The 18,777-nt window shown below is 69.1% G+C and carries 16 protein-coding genes; 12 read left to right on the forward strand and 4 right to left on the reverse strand.

From position 1 onward, the window contains the following. From infB to EBN03_RS32205, 4 genes are all read left to right on the forward strand, one after another. Positions 1 to 2,617, forward strand: a 2,617-nt coding sequence (gene infB, locus EBN03_RS32190; RefSeq protein WP_122191984.1) for a translation initiation factor IF-2, incomplete at its 5' end; no start/stop codon positions are given. A 179-nt stretch (positions 2,618 to 2,796) separates the two neighbouring features. Continuing rightward, complete coding sequence (locus EBN03_RS32195; RefSeq protein WP_122191952.1) at positions 2,797 to 3,087, forward strand: DUF503 domain-containing protein; 291 nt, start codon at positions 2,797 to 2,799, stop codon at positions 3,085 to 3,087. Between the two features lie 150 nt (positions 3,088 to 3,237). Further along, a complete protein-coding gene (gene rbfA / locus EBN03_RS32200) occupies positions 3,238 to 3,681 on the forward strand; it encodes a 30S ribosome-binding factor RbfA (RefSeq protein ID WP_122191953.1) in 444 nt (147 codons plus the stop codon). 54 nt (positions 3,682 to 3,735) lie between these two features. After that, positions 3,736 to 4,743, forward strand: coding sequence for a DHH family phosphoesterase (locus tag EBN03_RS32205; protein WP_122191954.1), 1,008 nt, complete (start codon positions 3,736 to 3,738; stop codon positions 4,741 to 4,743). Between the two features lie 9 nt (positions 4,744 to 4,752). Here the strand turns inward: EBN03_RS32205 and EBN03_RS32210 are convergent, their stop codons facing one another. Both EBN03_RS32210 and EBN03_RS32215 read right to left on the reverse strand, forming a co-directional pair. Then, positions 4,753 to 5,079 carry a hypothetical protein gene (locus EBN03_RS32210; protein ID WP_122191955.1) on the reverse strand — a complete coding sequence of 109 codons (327 nt, stop codon included), beginning with the start codon at positions 5,077 to 5,079 and terminating at the stop codon, positions 4,753 to 4,755. Next, positions 5,076 to 5,330, reverse strand: a complete 255-nt coding sequence (locus tag EBN03_RS32215) for a hypothetical protein (RefSeq protein WP_122191956.1) — start codon at positions 5,328 to 5,330, stop codon at positions 5,076 to 5,078. Before EBN03_RS32215 ends, EBN03_RS32210 begins: the two co-directional genes overlap by 4 nt. 495 nt (positions 5,331 to 5,825) lie before the next feature. On the opposite strand from EBN03_RS32215, the gene EBN03_RS32220 reads away from it, so the two are divergent. From EBN03_RS32220 to EBN03_RS32250, 7 genes are all read left to right on the forward strand, one after another. Beyond that, complete coding sequence (locus EBN03_RS32220) at positions 5,826 to 7,133, forward strand: MATE family efflux transporter (protein ID WP_233608787.1); 1,308 nt, start codon at positions 5,826 to 5,828, stop codon at positions 7,131 to 7,133. A gap of 64 nt (positions 7,134 to 7,197) precedes the next feature. Further along, positions 7,198 to 8,142, forward strand: a complete 945-nt coding sequence (locus tag EBN03_RS32225) for a metallophosphoesterase family protein (RefSeq protein ID WP_407671283.1) — start codon at positions 7,198 to 7,200, stop codon at positions 8,140 to 8,142. A gap of 130 nt (positions 8,143 to 8,272) precedes the next feature. Further along, positions 8,273 to 9,436, forward strand: a complete 1,164-nt coding sequence (locus tag EBN03_RS32230; protein WP_233608788.1) for an oxygenase MpaB family protein — start codon at positions 8,273 to 8,275, stop codon at positions 9,434 to 9,436. A 284-nt stretch (positions 9,437 to 9,720) separates the two neighbouring features. Next, positions 9,721 to 10,386: a 4'-phosphopantetheinyl transferase Npt gene (gene npt, locus EBN03_RS32235; RefSeq protein WP_122191988.1), complete on the forward strand. Its 666-nt coding sequence runs from the start codon at positions 9,721 to 9,723 to the stop codon at positions 10,384 to 10,386. Continuing rightward, complete coding sequence (gene truB, locus EBN03_RS32240; RefSeq protein WP_122191957.1) at positions 10,386 to 11,408, forward strand: tRNA pseudouridine(55) synthase TruB; 1,023 nt, start codon at positions 10,386 to 10,388, stop codon at positions 11,406 to 11,408. Before npt ends, truB begins: the two co-directional genes overlap by 1 nt. A 271-nt stretch (positions 11,409 to 11,679) precedes the next feature. Continuing rightward, positions 11,680 to 13,083 carry a plasmid pRiA4b ORF-3 family protein gene (locus EBN03_RS32245; RefSeq protein WP_158675804.1) on the forward strand — a complete coding sequence of 468 codons (1,404 nt, stop codon included), beginning with the start codon at positions 11,680 to 11,682 and terminating at the stop codon, positions 13,081 to 13,083. Positions 13,084 to 13,609: 526 nt separating this feature from the next. Continuing rightward, complete coding sequence (locus tag EBN03_RS32250) at positions 13,610 to 15,505, forward strand: DUF2075 domain-containing protein (RefSeq protein WP_199743067.1); 1,896 nt, start codon at positions 13,610 to 13,612, stop codon at positions 15,503 to 15,505. A 285-nt stretch (positions 15,506 to 15,790) separates the two neighbouring features. On the opposite strand, the gene EBN03_RS32255 is transcribed toward EBN03_RS32250, so the two are convergent. Beyond that, positions 15,791 to 16,420 (reverse strand): SRPBCC family protein, encoded by a 630-nt coding sequence (locus tag EBN03_RS32255; protein ID WP_122191960.1) that lies wholly within the window; start codon positions 16,418 to 16,420, stop codon positions 15,791 to 15,793. 351 nt (positions 16,421 to 16,771) lie between these two features. After that, positions 16,772 to 17,422 (reverse strand): metal-dependent transcriptional regulator, encoded by a 651-nt coding sequence (locus EBN03_RS32260; RefSeq protein WP_233608792.1) that lies wholly within the window; start codon positions 17,420 to 17,422, stop codon positions 16,772 to 16,774. 324 nt (positions 17,423 to 17,746) lie between these two features. On the opposite strand from EBN03_RS32260, the gene EBN03_RS32265 reads away from it, so the two are divergent. Beyond that, on the forward strand, positions 17,747 to 18,706 hold the full coding sequence (locus EBN03_RS32265) for a bifunctional riboflavin kinase/FAD synthetase (protein ID WP_122191962.1): 960 nt from the start codon (positions 17,747 to 17,749) through the stop codon (positions 18,704 to 18,706). Positions 18,707 to 18,777 lie beyond the last annotated feature (71 nt).

Consider the following 18,777-nt stretch of genomic DNA (forward strand, 5'->3'; position numbering starts at 1 on the left):
GGCCGCTGCGTCCGCTGCGCCGGAGACCACGCGTCCGGCTCCGGGCGGTCCGCGTCCGGGCCAGCCGCGTCCCGGTACCCCGGGTCAGCCGGCCGGTCAGGCCCCGCAGCCGGGTGCCCAGCGTCCGGCCCAGCCGGGTGCGCCGCGTCCCGCGGCCGCCGGTCCCAAGCCCGGCCCCAAGACACCGCGGGTCGGCAACAACCCCTTCTCGTCCGCGCCCGAGCGTCCCGCGCCGCGCCCGGCCCCCGGCCCGCGTCCGGGTCAGGGCCAGGGCCAGGGTGGTCCGCGTCCGGCTCCGGGTCAGGGCGGTCCCCGTCCGATGCCCGGCCAGGGTGGTCCGCGTCCGGGGCCGGGTCAGGGCGGTCCGCGCCCGCCGGCCGGTCAGGGCGGTCCCCGCCCGGGTGGCCCGCGGCCGAGCCCCGGCTCGATGCCGCCGCGCCCGAACCCGGGTGCCATGCCGTCGCGTTCCGCGCGTCCGGGCCCCGGTCAGGGTGGTCCCGGCGCCGGTCGTCCGCGTCCGGGCGGTGCGCCCGGTGGCGCCGGTCGTCCCGGTGGCGGCGGTGGCGGTCCGTACCGTGGTGGCGGCGGTGGCGCCGGTGCCGGTGCGCCCGGTGCCGGTGGTGGCGCCGGTGCTCCCGGTGGTTTCCGGGGTCGTCCCGGTGGCGGCGGTGGCCGTCCGGGTGGTCCGGGTGGTCGCGGCGGTGCCGCAGGTGCCTTCGGCCGTCCCGGTGGCGCGCCCCGCAAGGGCCGCAAGTCGAAGCGGGCGAAGCGCGCCGAGTACGAGAACATGCAGGCGCCCGCCGTCGGTGGCGTGCGGCTGCCGCGCGGCAACGGCGAGATCATCCGGCTCGCCCGCGGCGCCTCGCTGTCGGACTTCGCCGAGAAGATCAACGCCAACCCGGCCTCGCTGGTGCAGGCGCTGTTCAACCTCGGCGAGATGGTCACCGCGACCCAGTCGGTGAACGACGAGACGCTCGAGCTGCTCGGCTCGGAGATGAACTACGTCGTGCACGTGGTCTCGCCCGAGGACGAGGACCGCGAGCTGCTGGAGAGCTTCGACCTCACCTACGGCGAGGACGAGGGCGACGAGTCCGACCTGCAGGTCCGGCCGCCGGTCGTGACCGTCATGGGTCACGTCGACCACGGTAAGACCCGACTGCTGGACACGATCCGTCAGGCGAACGTCCGCGAGGGCGAGGCCGGTGGCATCACCCAGCACATCGGCGCCTACCAGGTGCTCTCGCACGTCAACGGCGAGGACCGCCTCATCACCTTCATCGACACCCCGGGTCACGAGGCGTTCACCGCCATGCGTGCCCGTGGTGCGAAGGCCACCGACATCGCGATCCTCGTGGTCGCGGCCGACGACGGCGTCATGCCGCAGACGGTGGAGGCGATCAACCACGCCCAGGCGGCCGACGTGCCGATCGTGGTGGCGGTCAACAAGATCGACAAGGAAGGCGCGAACCCGGACAAGATCCGGCAGCAGCTGACCGAATACGGCTTGGTCACAGAGGAATACGGTGGCGACACCATGTTCGTCGACATCTCGGCCAAGCAGGGCACCAACATCGAGGCGCTGCTGGAAGCGGTCGTGCTGACCGCCGACGCCTCGCTCGACCTGCGGGCCAACCCGGACATGGACGCGCAGGGTGTCGCCATCGAGGCGCACCTCGACCGCGGCCGTGGCCCGGTGGCCACCGTGCTGATCCAGCGCGGAACGCTGCGGGTCGGCGACTCGATCGTGGCCGGCGACGCCTACGGTCGCGTCCGCCGCATGGTCGACGAGCACGGTGCCGACATCGACGCGGCGCTGCCGTCGCGGCCGGTGCAGGTCATCGGTTTCACCTCGGTGCCCGGCGCCGGTGACAACCTGCTCGTGGTCGAGGAGGACCGCATCGCGCGGCAGATCGCGGACCGCCGCAATGCGCGCAAGCGCAACGCGCTGGCCGCCCGCAGCCGCAAGCGGATCAGCCTCGAGGACCTGGATGCCGCGCTGAAGGAGACTTCGGAGCTGAACCTGATCCTGAAGGGCGACAACTCGGGTACCGTCGAGGCCCTCGAGGAAGCCCTGCTCGGGATCGAGATCAGCGACGAGGTGCGCCTGCGGGTCATCGACCGCGGTGTCGGTGGTGTCACCGAGACCAACGTCAACCTGGCGTCCGCGTCCAACGCGATCATCATCGGGTTCAACGTCCGGGCGGAGGGCAAGGCCACCGAGCTGGCCAACCGCGAGGGCGTCGACATCCGGTACTACTCGGTGATCTACCAGGCCATCGACGAGATCGAGAAGGCCCTCAAGGGTCTGCTCAAGCCGATCTACGAGGAGGTGGAGCTGGGCCGGGCGGAGATCCGCCAGGTGTTCCGTTCCTCCAAGTTCGGCAACATCGCCGGTTGCTGGATCACGTCCGGCTCTGTCAAGCGCAACGCCAAGGCGCGCCTGATCCGCGACAACGTGGTCATCTCCGACACCTCGATCCAGTCGCTGCGCCGCGAGAAGGACGACGCGACCGAGGTCCGCGAGGGCTACGAATGTGGTATCACGCTGGGCTACAACGACATCAAGGAAGGCGACATCATCGAAGCGTACGAGCTTCGGGAGAAGCCGCGGGACTGAGCCGTCAGGGCCGGAGGCGGGGGCGAAGCGTGACCACGCAGGCCCAGGCGAAGGCCCCGACAGACACAGTCTGATGTAGTGCTCGAGCTGTGCCGCCCAGACGAAATTGCCTGGGCGGCACAGCCGTTCGGGTGGCACAATCGCACCCGGCACATTCCGTCCACACATGAGGTGAGCATTTGTTCGTTGGATCGCTGGAGTTCGACATCCTGCTCGGTGATGTCCATTCACTGAAGGAGAAGCGTTCGGTGATCCGGCCGGTACTGGCCGAATTGAAGAAATTCGGCGTGAGCGCGGCCGAGGGCGGCGATCACGATCTGCACCGCCGATCGTTGCTGGGGGTGGCGGTCGTGGCCCCCGCGGTCGACCATCTCACCGAGGTCCTCGACACCTGCGAGCGGCGGGTCGCCGCTCACCCCGAGTTCGAGCTGCTGGCCGTCCGTCGCCGGATCTTCGGTCCCGAGGACTGAGCCGCAGCACCAGCGGGCCCATGCGGCCCGTTCCCCTGTTCAACGGCCGGCTGATCCGGCCGAAACCGCGCCTGACCGGCGACTGGAGTACGGCGAGGAATATCGCGTTACAGTTGCTGACAGTGCGCCACCGCAAAAGGAGGTCTAGCCATGGTGGATCAGGCCAGGGCCCGCCGACTCGCGAAGCGGATCATGACGATCGTGGGCACCGCGATCGAGTACGAGATCAAGGATCCGCGGTTGCATTTCGTGACCGTCACCGATGCCCGGGTGACCGGGGATCTGCGCGAGGCGACCGTCTATTACACAGTCATGGGTGAAAGTCTTTCCGCGGAGCCGGATTACGAGGGCGCCGCCGCCGGCCTGGCGAAGGCGGCCGGCGTGCTGCGGTCCAAGGTGGGCGCCGCGACCGGGATCAAATTCACGCCGACCCTCAGCTTCGTCCTCGACACCGTGCCCGACGCGGCGCGGCAGATGGAGGAGCTGCTCAGCCGGGCGCGCGAGGTCGACGAGCGGGTGGCGCGGGTCGCCGCGGACGCCAGTCACGCCGGTGACGCCGACCCCTACAAGACCGAGCGCGAGTCCGAGGACTGACCCGCCGCGGCGGGCGGGGACCGGCTGCCCGCCGCTGGAAGAACAGAGCGAACGATGACTGCAGTATCCCCGGCGGCCGATATCTGTGCCGCTGTCGGAGCGCTGGCCGCTGCCCGATCGGTGACGGTGCTGTGCCATATCCAGCCCGACGCCGACACCATCGGCAGCGGGCTGGCGCTGGCGTTGGTGCTGCACCGGCGGGGCGTCCCGGTGTGTGTGTCGTTCGCGGAGCCGGCGGAACTGCCGGAGGCCATGCGGTCGCTGCCGGGGATCGAGTTCCTGGTGCCGGCGGCCGACGTGCCGCGCGAGGTCGACCTGCTGGTCACCGTCGACTGCGGTAGTGCGGGCCGATTGGGTGCGCTGGCCGACCGGCTTCCCGGCGCCGGGACCGTGCTGGTGCTCGACCACCATGTGTCCAACACCCGGTTCGGCACCCTGAACGTGATCGACGTCGGCGCGGACTCCACCACGAGCCTGGTGGCCGGGATTCTGCGCGAGTGGGGTGAGCCGATCGACCGCGACGTCGCCCACTGCCTCTACGCCGGGCTGGTCACCGACACCGGCTGCTTCCGCTGGGGTGGTCCGGCGTCGCACCGGCTGGCCGATGAGCTGCTGTCCACCGGCATCGACGGCCGCGGGATCACCCGCGCGCTGATGGACACCCATCCCTTCGCCTGGCTGGCCATGCTGTCGCGGGTGCTGGGTTCGGCACGGCTGGCGCCGCAGGCCGCGCACGGCAGCGGGCTGGTGTACACGTTCGTGCATCGTGCCGACCGCGCCGACCTCGGGTCGGAGGAGGTCGAGAGCGTCATCGACATCATCCGTACCACCGGGGAGGCCGCGGTGGCGGCGGTGTTCAAGGAGGCCCGTGCGGTCGCGGGGCTGTGGAGTGTGTCGCTGCGGTCGCGCGACAGCGCGGTGGGGGCCGACGACGGGGTCGACGTGGCGCGGGTGGCAGCCGGGCTGGGCGGCGGCGGACACCGGTTCGCCGCCGGGTACACCACGCGCGGTACCGAGGACGAGCTGATCGCCGCGCTGCTGGCGGGCTTGGAGCGGGACTGACCGGGCAGCTCAGACGTCGAAGGTGGCGCGGAGCAGGGTGGCGATCTGTTCGAGCGTGCCTTCGCCGACTTGGCCGACCGGGCCACGCAGCCACGGCCGGTACAGGGTCGCGATCCGGTCCAGACGCACCCAGCCGCCGGGCAGCGGGTCCTGCTCGGTGAGCGTGACCGAGACCAGGATGTCGGGGTCGAACCGGTCGATGGGGGCGGCCAGCACCCAGTTCTGGGGTGCGGCGAGCAGATAGTCCGCGGACAGGATGATCCGGTACGGGGTGCGCTCGTCGTCTCTGCGGGCCGGACGCGGATGGATGTATTCCCAGATCTCGCCCTGTTTCACGCGGCGTGCCCGCGGCGTCGCGCTTCGGCCTCGGCGGCCCGGTGCTCGTGCAGGAGTGCCTCGGCTTCGCGCCGGTCGTGGGCGGCCTGCCCGGGGCGGCGCGCGTGCCGGTCGGCGTCGGAGAGCATGGCCCAGGCTCGGGCGGAGCGAATGATGTAGGGCGCCAACGCCATATCTGCGCGGGCCGCCGCTTCCCGCAGAATTCCCAGTTCCCCACTGTCGATGGAGATGGTCACGCTCTCGATCGCCATGCCCCGACCCTACCCCCGGTCAGGACGCTGCTCGAGCCGATTGTCTGTGCGTCCGGTGCGGATTCGCGGTGCGGTCGGCGGCTGTCGATGTGCCAGGTGGGCGAAAGCGGCTGATCAGCACCGGAATTGACGAGGATGCGGCATGTGTCTCGAAAGTGTTGTCGTGCAAGTGATTTGAATTCGATCGTGGGTTCGGCGGGCCTCGTGTCCGGGGTCGGTCGTGCTATGACAGGCCCGCCGGATCCGCACTGCCGGGGACCGGCCGCGGCCCACCGGACGTGAGCCGGGTCGAGGTGCCCGATTCGCCCCCTCTACCGTGATTGTGTCCAGTTTTGTCCAACGACGACGGTGGGAGCCAGCGTGGGCGGTCAAGGGACGGAAACGGAGCACATCGGACCGATCGCACCGGCCAGGGGAGCTCACGCAGCCGAGGCGGTCGCGGAACACCGCCCAATCGACTCGCCGTCCGGGCTCGGACGGGCACCCGCGTCCGAGGTGGACGCCGGCGCCGGGCGGATCCTCGGGATCGCGATTCCCACGCTCGGCGTGCTGATCGCGGAACCGCTGTATCTGCTGTACGACCTGGCGGTGGTCGGCCGGCTGGGGGCACTGCCGCTGGCCGGGCTGGCCATCGGTGTGCTGATCCTCGGTGTCGTCAGCACCCAGTTGACGTTCATGACCTACGGAACCACCGCCCGGGCCGCCCGCAAGCACGGTGCCGGTGACGACCGGGGTGCCGTGCAGGAGGGGGTACAGGCCAGCTGGATCGCGATCGGCGCGGGACTGGCGATCGTGGCGGTGGTACAGGTCGGCGCGGGCTGGATCTGCGCGGTGGTCGCCGGGGAGCCCGACAGCGCCGAGGCCGCCGCTCGCTGGCTGCGGATCGCGGTCTGGGGTGTTCCGCTGATCCTGCTCACCATGGCGGGCAACGGGTGGCTACGGGGCGTGCAGCGGACCAGGTTGCCGCTGGCGTTCGTACTCGCCGGCGAAGTGGTGTCGGCGGTGCTGTGCCCGGTGCTGGTGCACGGCTGGCTCGGCGCCCCACAACTGGGGCTGGCCGGTTCCGCGGTCGCGAACGTGGCCGGGCAGGCGGTGACCGGTGCGCTGTTCCTGAGCGTCCTACTGCGGCAACAGGTGTCGTTCGCACCGCACTTCGGGGTGATGGCGGCGCAACTGCTGCTGGGCCGGGATCTGGTGCTGCGCAGCCTGTCCTTCCAGATCTGCTTCATCTCGGCGGGCGCGGTGGCCTCCCGGTTCGGGCCGGACTCGGTGGGCGCCCACCAGCTGGTGTATCAGATATGGAACTTCCTGGCCATGTTCCTGGACTCGCTCGCGATCGCCGCGCAGACGCTGACCGGTGCCGCGCTCGGTGCCGACGACGCCGAGGGCGCGAAGCGGCTCGCCGGCCGCCTCACGCTCTGGTCGACGGCGCTGGCGACGGTGCTGGCGCTGGGATTCGCCGCGGGTCACGCGGTGATCCCGACCTGGTTCGTCACCGACCCGGGAGTGCTCGACCGGGTACACGCCATCTGGTGGATCTTCGTGTGTCTCATCCCGATCGGCGGTGTCGTGTTCGCTCTCGACGGTGTGCTGCTGGGCGCGGGCGATGCCGCCTACCTGCGCAACATCACCCTCGCGGGCGGTCTGCTCGGCTACCTGCCGATGATCTGGCTGTCGCTGGCTTTCGGCTGGGGTGTCGTCGGGATCTGGTCCGGGCTGGCCACTTTCATCGTCGCGCGGTGTATCGCGGTGCTGGCCAGGGCATATTCGGGCCGGTGGGCCCGGACCGGTGCCGACGTGTGACGGTCGCTACGGTGGGATCCGCGGCACGCGAGGAGAGAGGTTGGTTCGGGTGGGTCCCAGAGTCATGGCGGTATCCGATATCCACGTCGGACACCAGGGCAACAAGCCTGTGGTGGAGCAGATCCGGGCGGAGTCGCCCGACGACTGGCTGATCCTCGCCGGTGACGTGGGGGAGAAGGTCGAGGACATCCGGTGGGCGCTGGAAACGCTGCGCGGACGCTTCGCCAAGGTGATCTGGGTGCCCGGAAACCACGAATTGTGGACCACCGTCAAGGATTCCGTGCAGATGGTGGGCGCCGCCCGCTACGACTACCTGGTCTCGATGTGCCGTGACCTCGACGTGCTGACACCCGAGGACCCGTATCCGGTGTGGGAGGGCCCGGGCGCGGAGGCGTTCGGTGGCCGGGTGACGCTGGCGCCGATGTTCCTGCTCTACGACTATTCGTGGCTGCCCGACGGCGCCCGCACCTCCGCCGAGGGCCTGGCGATCGCCCGCGACCGCAATGTGGTCGCCACCGACGAGTTCCTGCTCACGCCCGAGCCGTACGCCACCCGAGCGGCCTGGTGCAACGCGCGCGTCCAGTACACGCAGCGCCGGCTGGACGCGCTGCCCGCGGAGACCCCGCTGGTCCTGATCAACCATTTCCCGCTGGTGCGGGAGCCCACGCGGATGCTGTTCTATCCCGAGTTCGCGCTGTGGTGCGGCACCGATCAGACCGCCGACTGGCACACCAGCTACAACGTGGTGTGCTCGGTGTACGGGCATCTGCACATCCCGCGCACCACCTGGTACGACGGCGTGCGCTTCGAGGAGGTGTCGCTGGGCTACCCGCGTGAGTGGCAGCGCCGCGGCGTGCCGGACCCCCTGCTGCGTCAGATCCTGCCGGTGCCGGAGTACGGGCCCGATGACCTGAACGAGTGGGGCGGGCACTTCAAGATCACCCCGGAGATGCGGGCCGCGGGCGAGGAGATGCGCAAGCAGGCCGAGCGCCGCCGCGGGCTGGCCTGAGGCGATTCCGCCCGCCGTCGCGGACGGATTACGGTACCGGAGGTTACGTTGACGTAGGTAGGGCGGAATTGTTTCCGCAGGTAGACACCCTTTTTGTGGTGGCCGTCGACGGCTAGAGTTATGTGTGTGCGTGCCCACACAGACACTGCTGTCGAAGGGGGTCATCGTGATCGGCTTGTCGAAGATCTACGGGCGGTCAGGGCTCGCGGCACTGCGCGAGGAATTCGTTCCCGCAGCCGACAACGGTTTCTTCGGTCCGGACTCGGTGACCTGGAAGGTGTGGTCCTATCCGACGTCCATCACCGTCGGCTTCGTCCGGGCGGTCACCATCGAGCAGCTCGATCCCAATCTGAACGCGGCCGTGGAGGACACCGGCGACGTCCGGTCCCGCACCCGGACCCGCTACGAGCGAACCGTCCGCTACTTCGCGCTCGTCGCCTTCGGTGACACCGCCACCACCACCAAGGCGGCCGACGTCCTGGTCAAGGTGCACTCCAAGTCCATCGGCACCGACCCGGTCACCCGGGGCCGGTACGACGCCAACAATCCGGCGTTGCAGCTGTGGATCCACATGACCGCGTGGCACTCCATCCTCTACTGCTACGAGACCTACGGCCCGGGGCGGCTGTCGGAGGACGAGGAGCTGCAGTACTGGGCCGAATGCGCCCGGGCCGCCGAGTGCCAGACCATCGACCCCGCCGACGTACCGCGCACCCGCGCCGACGTCGCCGCCTACTTCGAGTCGTGGCGCCCGCATCTGGCCGCCTCCGAGCACGCCCAGTCGATGACCGAGTTCATCCTCGGCACCGAATTCATCTTCCCGGAAACGCTGCCCGCGTGGACCGAGCCGGTGCAGAAGGCGATCGGCAAGCTGGTCGGCAAGGCAGTGGTCGCCACCTACCCGGAGTACATCCGTAAGCTGTTCGACATCCGGCAGCCGCACCTCGAGGACCTGCTGCTGCGAGTCGTGCTGCGCCCGGTGTTCGCGGCCATGCACCACGACCCGGCGCTGTACACAACGGTGGCGAAGTTCTTCATCCCGACGACCGTCCCGATCGTCGGTCCCGTGCTGGTCGGCCTACCCGCCCAGTCGCCGCGCACTATGACCCCGCGAGAAGCCCAGCGGCGCTACGGATTCGACACACCCGCCCAGGCGCACCCCGAGCTGCGCCGACGGCAGGCGGCGCGCGTATTCGGCCAGGGCATCGCGCCCAGCGACGAGGGACTCATCGAGTCCGAGCAGTACATCGGCGGGCGTGCGTTGAAGGTGCCCGGAGCACCTAAGGCCGGGTGAGGGTAGCGAGGTGGGCCACGCGCCGCGGAGTCCGTAGCGCCCAGGGCCGATTGGTGGTGCCGCGGGTGTCCGGGCGTGCGTAGCCCCGGGACCTAGTCGGTGGGTCGCGCAACGGTGCCCAAGCTGTGCGTGGTCGCGGTACCGGCGTGCGGGGGCCGTGCCTCGCGGGTGGTGGCGCTCGCGGTTCGGTCCCCAGGGCGGGGTTCGTGCGGTCGGCTAGGCTTTCGTGCGACCGGAACTCGGACCAGGAGGCGATCATCGAGGAGCGGGCGGGCGCGGCGGAGCTGCTCGGGCGGATTCTGCCCAGTGGCGTCGCGGCGGCGGAATTGCGGGCGTATCCGGAGGATCTGAAGGTCTATCCCGGCGAGGAACACCTGATCGAGAAGGCCGTGGAGAAGCGGCGGCGCGACTTCATCGGCGCGCGCTGGTGTGCGCGGCAGGCACTGGCCGAGCTCGGCGAGCCGCCGGTGGTGATCGGCAAGGGCGAGCGCGGCATGCCGCTGTTCCCGCGCGGCGTGGTCGGCGCGCTCACCCACACCGAGGGCTACCGGGCGGCGGCGCTGGCGCACCGGCTGCGCTGGCGTTCGATCGGAATCGACGCCGAACCGCACGGCCCGCTGCCCGACGGGGTCCTGGAATCGGTGAGCCTGGCACCGGAACGGCAATGGCTGGCCGGCGCGATGGCCGAGCACAACCGGCACCTGGACCGCCTGCTGTTCTGCGCCAAAGAGGCCACCTACAAGGCGTGGTTCCCGCTGACCCTGCGCTGGCTCGGCTTCGAGGACGCGCACATCACCTTCGAGGTCGACTCCACCGGCGACAGCGGCACCTTCCACAGCCGCATCCTGGTCCCCGGCGGCGTGAACGACGGTGGCGCGCCACTGGATTCGTTCGACGGCCGCTGGCTGATCACCGACGGGCTGATCCTGACCGCGATCGTGCACGGCTGATGGCCGAACGCCTGCCACCCCTGGTCGACGCCCTCGGCGGCCTGCTGGTGATCGACAAAGACGGCGGCATGACCAGCCACGACGTGGTCGGGCGCTGCCGAAAGATCTTGCGCACCCGAAAGATCGGGCACGCGGGGACCTTGGACCCGATGGCGACCGGAGTGCTCGTGCTGGGCGTGGAGCGGGCCACCAAGATGCTGGGCCTGCTGATGCTCACGACGAAGTCGTATTCCGCGACCATCCGGCTCGGACAGAGCACGGTGACCGACGACGCCGAGGGCGAGGTGGTGTCGACGACTTCGGCAGGGCACCTGACCGACGCCGAAATCGCTTCCGTCATAACGACTCTCACCGGCGACATCCAGCAGGTGCCCGCCACGGTGTCGGCGATCAAGGTGAATGGGGAACGGGCGTACGCGCGGGCTCGCGCGGGGGAGGATGTGCAGCTGGCGGCGCGTCCGGTGACAGTGAGCCGGTTCGAAGTGCTCGCTCGGCGGGATGTGGATGCCGAGCTCGGACCGCAGTCGGACGGAGTCGCTGCCGCGAGCCGTGCGGGCGGGCCGGCCGGAGAGGCTGCTGTCGCTGACGATCGCGAAAGTCCCAGTGGCCCAGTGCGTTTCGTCGACCTCGACGTCGAAGTCGATTGCTCCTCCGGCACCTACATCCGCGCCCTGGCCCGAGACCTGGGCGCGGCCCTCGACGTAGGCGGCCACCTGACCGCCCTCCGCCGCACCCGAGTCGGCCCCTTCACCCTCGAGCACGCCCGCACCCTCGACCAGTTCGCCGCGGACCCCACCCTCAACCTCGACATCGATACCGCTGCGGCCCTTGCGTTTCCGCACCGCACGATCACCGACGCGGAGGCGACGGTCCTCCGAGACGGGCGTTGGCTGGACCCGGTCGGCATCACCGGAGTGCATGCGGCACTGACCGCCGACGGGCGTGCGATCGCCTTGTTGGAGGAGAAGGGGAAGCGATCGTCACCGGTGATGGTGGTGCGACCGCGGGGGCTCATCGACTGAGCGCGGGAGTCGAATCCGGCCGGTGCGGCCGGGAGCTGTGCCCGTTTCGGCGCGGGTAGTCCGCACCACCGCACGATTACGCTTCTGACGCCGGAGAGCTGGGCACGAAGTACCTGGCGGGTGGCGCTTGCTGGGGATTCGGCGAACCAAGTGTGCGGCTGTGCGGACGTCCGGGTGCGATGCGGGCGCGCCGTGGAAAAGTACTTGTGTGAATGAGCGAATGAGCCGCCGCAGGACGTCTCGGCCCTCGTCGTCGCCCGAGCCATGCGCAGTGACTGCCGGGGATGCGAGGCGGGCCGCCCGCCTGACGGAAGCACACGAGATCGAAGACGCCTGTGCGCAGATGCTGGCAGCGGTTGCCGCCACCTCCACGGGCGATACCGACATGGTGTGGTCGAACGCATTACTCCCACAGCTCGAGCGGCTCGGCACCGTAGAGGCGGTGCTGGCCGGAGTCGCGGCGGTGGGCGGGCCGGCGGCGGCCGTGGCGGCATTCTCCGCTGTCGACCGGCTGCGGGCCGGCGGTGTGCGGCTGCCGGATGTGGTTGCGACGCTGGCGCAGCCGTGGTCCGTCCGGGACACGCAGGCGCTCATCGACGATTCCGGCCGGCGAATCGTGCTGTCCGCCTGCTTCGATCGACACGACCGATCCGACGCTGTGTTCCTGCTGCTCGACCCCGACTGCGGTGTGGTCGTTCGGGTGGTGTTCCTGCCCGCCACGGAGCTGCCGACACTCCTCGCCGAGGTGTGCGAGGCCATCGGGAAGGAGGGCGTCGAGCTGCGCGCACACCAGATCGGTGCGGCCGAATTCCGCTGGGCCACAGAGGTGGCGTTGGACGCACGCGAATTTCACGAGCGTGATGCCACCGGCCCGGTGGAGAACCAGCGGCCAGGTGAGTACGCCACCCAGGCCCTGCTCGTGCGGGCCAAGCTGCGCGGGTTACCGAACTCGCTCGAGCCGAAACCCGATCATCGCGAGGCGCATTCATCCGACGGACTACTCGAGCTGATCCAGGATTTCCGTCGGATCGAGGCGATGGGCCGGGAGAAGAATCCCACGGTGTCGACGACACATAGGCCGAGGAGCCGAACGGCACCGATCCTGCTGCTCCGCGTGGACATTCGCGACGCGAGGCCACCGATCTGGCGCAGGCTGGCGGTTCCCGCCGACATCAGCCTCCGCGACCTACACCTCGTCCTTCAGGCCGCCTTCGGCTGGCAGGACACACACCGACACGTCTTCGACACCGCCTTCGGCGAATTCGGTGCCGACGGCCCGGAGTCGGTTGTGGAGAACGAGAATTCGGTGACGCTGGAGCAGGTCGCGGTAGTCCGCCGCAAGATCCACTACCGCTACGACGTCGGCGATACCTGGGAACTCGTGATCAAGATCGAGAACGCCCAGAAGCCGAAATCCTTCGCGACCTACCCGACCTGCACCGGCGGCCGCCTGGCCGCCCCGCCGGAAGACTGCGGAGGCCTCAGCGGATACCACCACCTGCTCGCCGTCCTTGCCGACCCCGATCATCCCGAACACAGCGACAGTCTCCGACGGCTCGGACTGGCCTCCGTGAAGGACCTGCGCCCCAGAGCTTTCGACAAGCAGGCGATCAACAGAGAGCTGGGCCGTCTGCGAAAACCGAGGAGGTCTACTGCGCCGCGGCCGGCGCGCTGAGCGGGAGTGGCGGGCCGCATACCGCCGTCTCCCTTCACCGGGGGTGGCCGACGAGCCTGCGGGCGGGCACCCAGCAACGCGAAAGCCATGCTGCGCAGTCTGTCGGGTTGCTGGTGGGGGCAGGCGCCGCGGCGAATCGGTGCAGCGGCCGCGGGCCGAACGCGCGACGCTGCCGCGGGAGTCCTTCGCCAGGTAGATCGGGTACGCGGCGGACTGAGCGCGACGATGTCGGGCGGCAAGTCAGGGTCCAGCTGCGGTCTACCGTGATGAGGAGTGCAGTAGGTTCAGGCGCTCACGGCGAGCTGGTCGATCGCACAGCTCAGCGGGGGCGGCACTTGCCCGGTGCGCCGGGTGACCGGTGTACCGGCCGAGCGTGACCAGATCCGCTGCTCCGGTCGCGGGGCCGTCGAACGACCCGGACTCTGCCGCTACGATCATCTTTCGTCAGGTTGCGGCCCGACGGGCTTCTGCGGCACGCGGATACGCCCCCACCGCACGAGGTTTCGTGCTGCGCGGGAGTTGATTCGTGGTGGAGAGGGCTGTCCGGTCGACCGCTACCGGCGTCTTGAATCTGTCGGCGGAAGAGCAGTTGCGGGTACTGATCGCTGCGCATCTAGGCCGGACGCCGGGCGCGAAGCCGTCTTCCGAAGAGCGTTCCTGGGAGGTCAGTCTGCCCTGGATCGCGCGCGATCTGCGTGATGCCGGGCTGGAACAGGTCGAGATGCTGATCGAGTATCAACTTCCTGGAGCGAGTTCCCGTGCGGATGTGATCCTGTCCGGTGTCCACCCCGCTACCGGCGAGGACAACTACGTGGTCGTGGAGTTGAAGCAGTGGAGTGCCGCCGAGCGGGCGTGGCACAGCGACCGGATCGTGCGGGCGTTCGGCATGCGCGGTGAGCTGCTCCACCCGATCGATCAGGTGCGTGGGTATTGCCAGTACCTGACCCAGTACGTCGAGATCCTGCACAATCGGCCTCAGGCGGTGCACGGGGTCGCCTATCTGCACAATGCCACCGAGAACTCGATCAGTGGGTTGCGGGCCCGCAGCGCGGATCGGCAGGGACGCTTGTTCACCGGTGAAGGCCGAGACGACTTCCTCGAGTACCTGCGGACACAATTGGCGTCGGTCCCTGGCCGAACGGCGGCGGATCGACTGTTGAACAGCCCGATCCGGGAACGATCGAGTCTGTTCTCGTTCACCGCCGCCGAGCTGCGGTCCGCCACGGAGTACACACTGCTGGACAACCAGCAGGTGGCCTACGAGCGGGTCATCGATCGGGTTCGTCAGTCGCATCGCGAGGACCACAAGAGTGTGATCGTGGTAACAGGCGGGCCCGGCAGCGGGAAAAGCCTGATCGCGGTCACACTGCTGGCGGAACTGCATCGGGAGGGCAAACGGGTACAGCATGCAACGGGGTCCTCCGCCTACACCCAGTCGCTGCGGAAGTTTCCAGCGAAGGGTTCCACAGAGCTGAAGGGGCTGTTCCAGTTCTATCGGACTTTTGCCGAATACCCCAAGAACGACCTCGATGTGCTGATCTGCGACGAGGCACACCGCATTCGTGAGGTGTCCACGAACCGCTACACCAAGAAGGCCAGCCGGACGGATCGGCCGCAGATCGACGAGCTGATCTCGGTGGCCCGCGTCCCGGTTTTCCTGCTGGACGAACATCAGGTCGTCCGCCCCGGTGAGGTGGGCACGGTGGACGAGATCCGTTCGCACGCGGCTCGGTCCGGATGCCCGGTGTTCGAGATCGAGCTGGACGGGATCTTTCGCTGCGGGGGTAGCGCGGTATACGACGAGTGGGTTCGCCGGCTGCTGGGTCTGCGGGTGGGTGGGCCGACCCGCTGGACCGGTGACCCGAACTTCGAAGTGCAAGTGGCACATTCGCCTCAGGAGATGGTCGAGCTGCTGCGCGTCCGGCACGAGGCGGGTGAGTCGGCCCGGATCAGTGCCGGGTACTGCTGGCCGTGGAGCCAGCCCAACGTTGACGGCTCACTGGTTCCCGACGTCCGGATCGGATCGTGGTCGATGCCATGGAACTCGCGGGCCGAGCGGAAAGTGCAGGACGTGCCCCCCAGCATCTACTGGGCCACCGATCCGGGCGGTTTCGGCCAGATCGGTTGCATCTACACCGCGCAGGGCTTCGAATTCGATTGGGCCGGAGTGATCTTCGGCCCCGACCTGGTTGTCGATCAAGGCCGGCTGACCGTGAACCGCAGCGGCAATGTCGATCCGGCGCTGAAATCGACCAAGAACAAGCCGATCTTCGACGACGATTTCGCCCGGTTGATCCGCAACACTTACAAGGTGCTGCTGACCCGTGGAATGCGTGGCGTCGTCCTCTACGCCGTCGATCCCGCCACCCAGGAATTCCTCATCGATCTCGTCGGCCCCCACGCTGTCGGCGCCTCCGGCTAGCAGGTGTCTTGTGAGTCGCCGCCGCCGGCGACGTGGCGTGGTTCTGGTCGAACTTCACGTTCCCGCGCAGTTCCGGGTACATCCGCTCTCAGCCCGGCCCGAGGTCGTCCAGCAGGGCGGGTAGGACCAGTTCCGCTTCGATCTGGATGCCGCGGCTGATCATGGCGTCGTTGAGCCGGGGATCCCTTGGGCTGCCCGCCCGGGTGGTGCGCGGGTATTACTCCCGGGGTGCGCAGGTAACGGCGGCGCGTTGCCGGGGTGGCGGTTTCCGCGGACGGCCCGCGTTCAAATTGTCCCGTTTTCGATATCGCGCTTCAACGCCGCCTGCAGCGTCTTGTGCGAGGACACGCCGTTCGTCTCGGTGAAATCAATCAGGGCGATGCTCGCGATGAAGGTCAGGTGTTCGTTCACCGACGTAGTCCCGTCGCCGTTGTCGACGAAAGTGATCTTCTGATGGGTGATTACGCCGGGGAGGTCGTAGGTGTCGCTGGTGTAGTAGTACTGGTCGGGGTGCAGGATCTGCTCGCCCTCGGTTTGCGCGGGGTCGGTCACGCCGGGGACGAACGTGATGTTCTCGATCGCGGTGAAATCTAGGGTGGTGGTGACGCCGTCGGTGCAGCGGCAGTGGGGGTAGAGGGCCTGGAGGAACGGGTGGCGGCCGAGGGCGTTGTTCAGGTTGGAGTACGCGGACCAGACGTGGGCGATCGGCGCGTTGATGGTGATGGGCAGGTCGTCGACGCGGGTCGCGTCGCCGATCGGCGGCGTTATCTGCGCCACTTGGTAAGCGGCCCAGCCGACTTGCCAGCCGGGGGTGTAGAGGTTGGGGGTGCTGGTACAGGTCTGTGCGGCCTGCGCGGCGGGGGAACCCGCGAGCGCGATCGAAGCGGCCAGAGCACATCCCACGAGATATTTCACGATCGGACTGTAACGAATTCTAGTCAGTCGCGCAGGTGCAGCTCACAGCCCTTCCATGCGGCACAAATGAGACGTTTCGCGGCTCGATCGACGGGTATTCGAGCGTGGTCGTGAGTTGTCAAGTGGCGCAGGGGAATCAGCCCTTATCAGTTCGGCGTGCGGTGCGGTCCGCCCCGGCCGTGAGCGTTTTCGGACGATCCCGGTCCGCCGCGGCGGCAGCCAGACCCGCCGCTGCAGATGGCCTTGCGTCCGCTGGATGCAAGCGCCCGGCAGCGTGCAGCGCGCGATCGCGGACGGGCGGCGGGTTGTGCTCTGGTCGACCAGGATCTGGGCGCCCTCCGCGGCGGCGAACTATCCGGTCAGCCAGATCGCCTCTGCCGCAGGGCTACCCAGATCCAGCTCTCGCTCCCCGACGGTGATCGCGATGGTGCCCGCGAAATCCCGCCGCTCGGCGACGGTGATCACCGTGTCCAGCGCGATGCCGACCGAGTCGAAGTAGCGGAGCATTGCGGGATCGTTGTCGGAAATCCGTGCCACGCGGCCGGATTCGCCTGCCTGGAACGCTGAGAGCTGGCGGGCGGGTGGGGTGGGCACCCAGCCGTCCACCGACGGGATCGGGTCGCCGTGCGGATCGCGATCGGGGTGGCCGAGTTTGGCGTCGATGCGGTTCATCAGCGTCTCCGACACCGCGTGCTCGAGGATCTCGGCCTCGTCGTGCACCTCGTCCCAGCCGTAGCCGAGTTCGCGCACCAGGAAGGTCTCGATCAGCCGGTGCCGGCGCACCATGGCGACCGCGGCCCGCCCACCGGACTCGGTGAGGGTGATCGAGCCGTAGCGGGCGTGGTCGACCAGGCCCTGATCGGACAGCTTGCGCACCGCCTCCGACACGGTCGACGCCGAGACGCCGATCCGTTCGGCGAGCAGTTTGGTGGTCACCTTCTCCTGCGACCACTCCTGGGCAGTCCAGATGACCTTCAGATAATCCTGGGCGACCGACGACAGGCCAGGGGCGAGATTGTCGGCGGCGGCGCCGCCCTGTGGTTCGGACGGATCTGCGAGCTCACGGCGGGTCGAGGTGTCGCGTTTTCCGGGCACATCGTCCAGCCTAGGCGGTCGGGCGCCGGAGATGGGAAAGCCGCTCGCAGCCGCACACCGGACGATCCGTCGATCGCGGCGCCAGGACTTCGCCGGCGCGGACACCGACCCTGGCGCGCACACCGGCGGTCGGCGTGTCGATGCTGCGACGCGGCGGTCACGCGTGACCGAGTGGTGAATATCGGGCAGCCGTGATTTCGATGGTGCGGGGGCTTGCGTACGCTTCGGGGTGTGCAGAGATGGCGAAGTCTCGACGAGATGCCCCCGGACTGGGGCCGCTGCGTGCTCACGATCGGGGTTTTCGACGGCGTGCACCGCGGCCATGCCCAGCTGATCGGGCGCGCGGTGAAATCCGCTGCCGTGCGGGGCGTTCCGTCGGTGCTGATGACGTTCGACCCGCATCCGATGGAGGTGGTCCGCCCGGGTTCGCATCCCGCGCAGCTCACCACCCTCACCCGGCGGGCGGAACTGGTCGAGGAACTGGGCATCGACGTCTTCTGCGTGATGCCCTTCACCCACGAGTTCATGAAGCTCGACCCCGGTGAATACGTGCACGACCTGCTGGTGGAACGGCTGCATGTCGCCGAGGTCGTCGTCGGCGACAACTTCACCTTCGGCAAGAAGGCCGCCGGCACCGTGGACACCATGCGCGAGCTGGGCGGCCGCTTCGGCTTCGAGGTCGACGGCGTCAAGCTGGTCGGCGAGCACGCGGTCACCTTCTCCTCCACCTACATTCGCGCCTGCGTCGACGCCGGTGACATGGCGGCCGCCGCCGACGCGCTGGGCCGCCCGCACCGCGTCGAGGGCGTGGTCGTGCACGGCGACGGCCGCGGCCGCGAACTCGGCTACCCGACGGCCAACATCGCGCCGCCCGAGCACGCCGCCATTCCCGCCGACGGCGTGTACGCGGCGTGGTTCACCGTCCTCACCCCCGGACCCGGCGGCACCACAGTGCCCGGCAAGCGGGCCATGGCCGCGGTCTCGGTCGGCACCAACCCGACCTTCTCCGGCCGCACCCGCACCGTGGAGGCGTACGTCCTCGACGCCGACGTCGACCTGTACGGGCAGCACGTGGCCGTCGATTTCGTCGCCCACCTGCGCGGCATGGTGAAATTCGACTCCATCGAGGACCTGATCGCCGAGATGGGCCGCGACGTCGAACGCACCCGCGAGGTGCTCGCCGGACAGTGACCGGCCCCCGGCGCAGCGTCAGCGTGCGGTACCGGTACGCTGGCTCCTCGGGTTTGCTGCGGTCCGCGGCG

It is taken from the genome of Nocardia stercoris (assembly GCF_003696265.1).
In the GTDB taxonomy this organism is placed as follows: domain Bacteria; phylum Actinomycetota; class Actinomycetes; order Mycobacteriales; family Mycobacteriaceae; genus Nocardia; species Nocardia stercoris.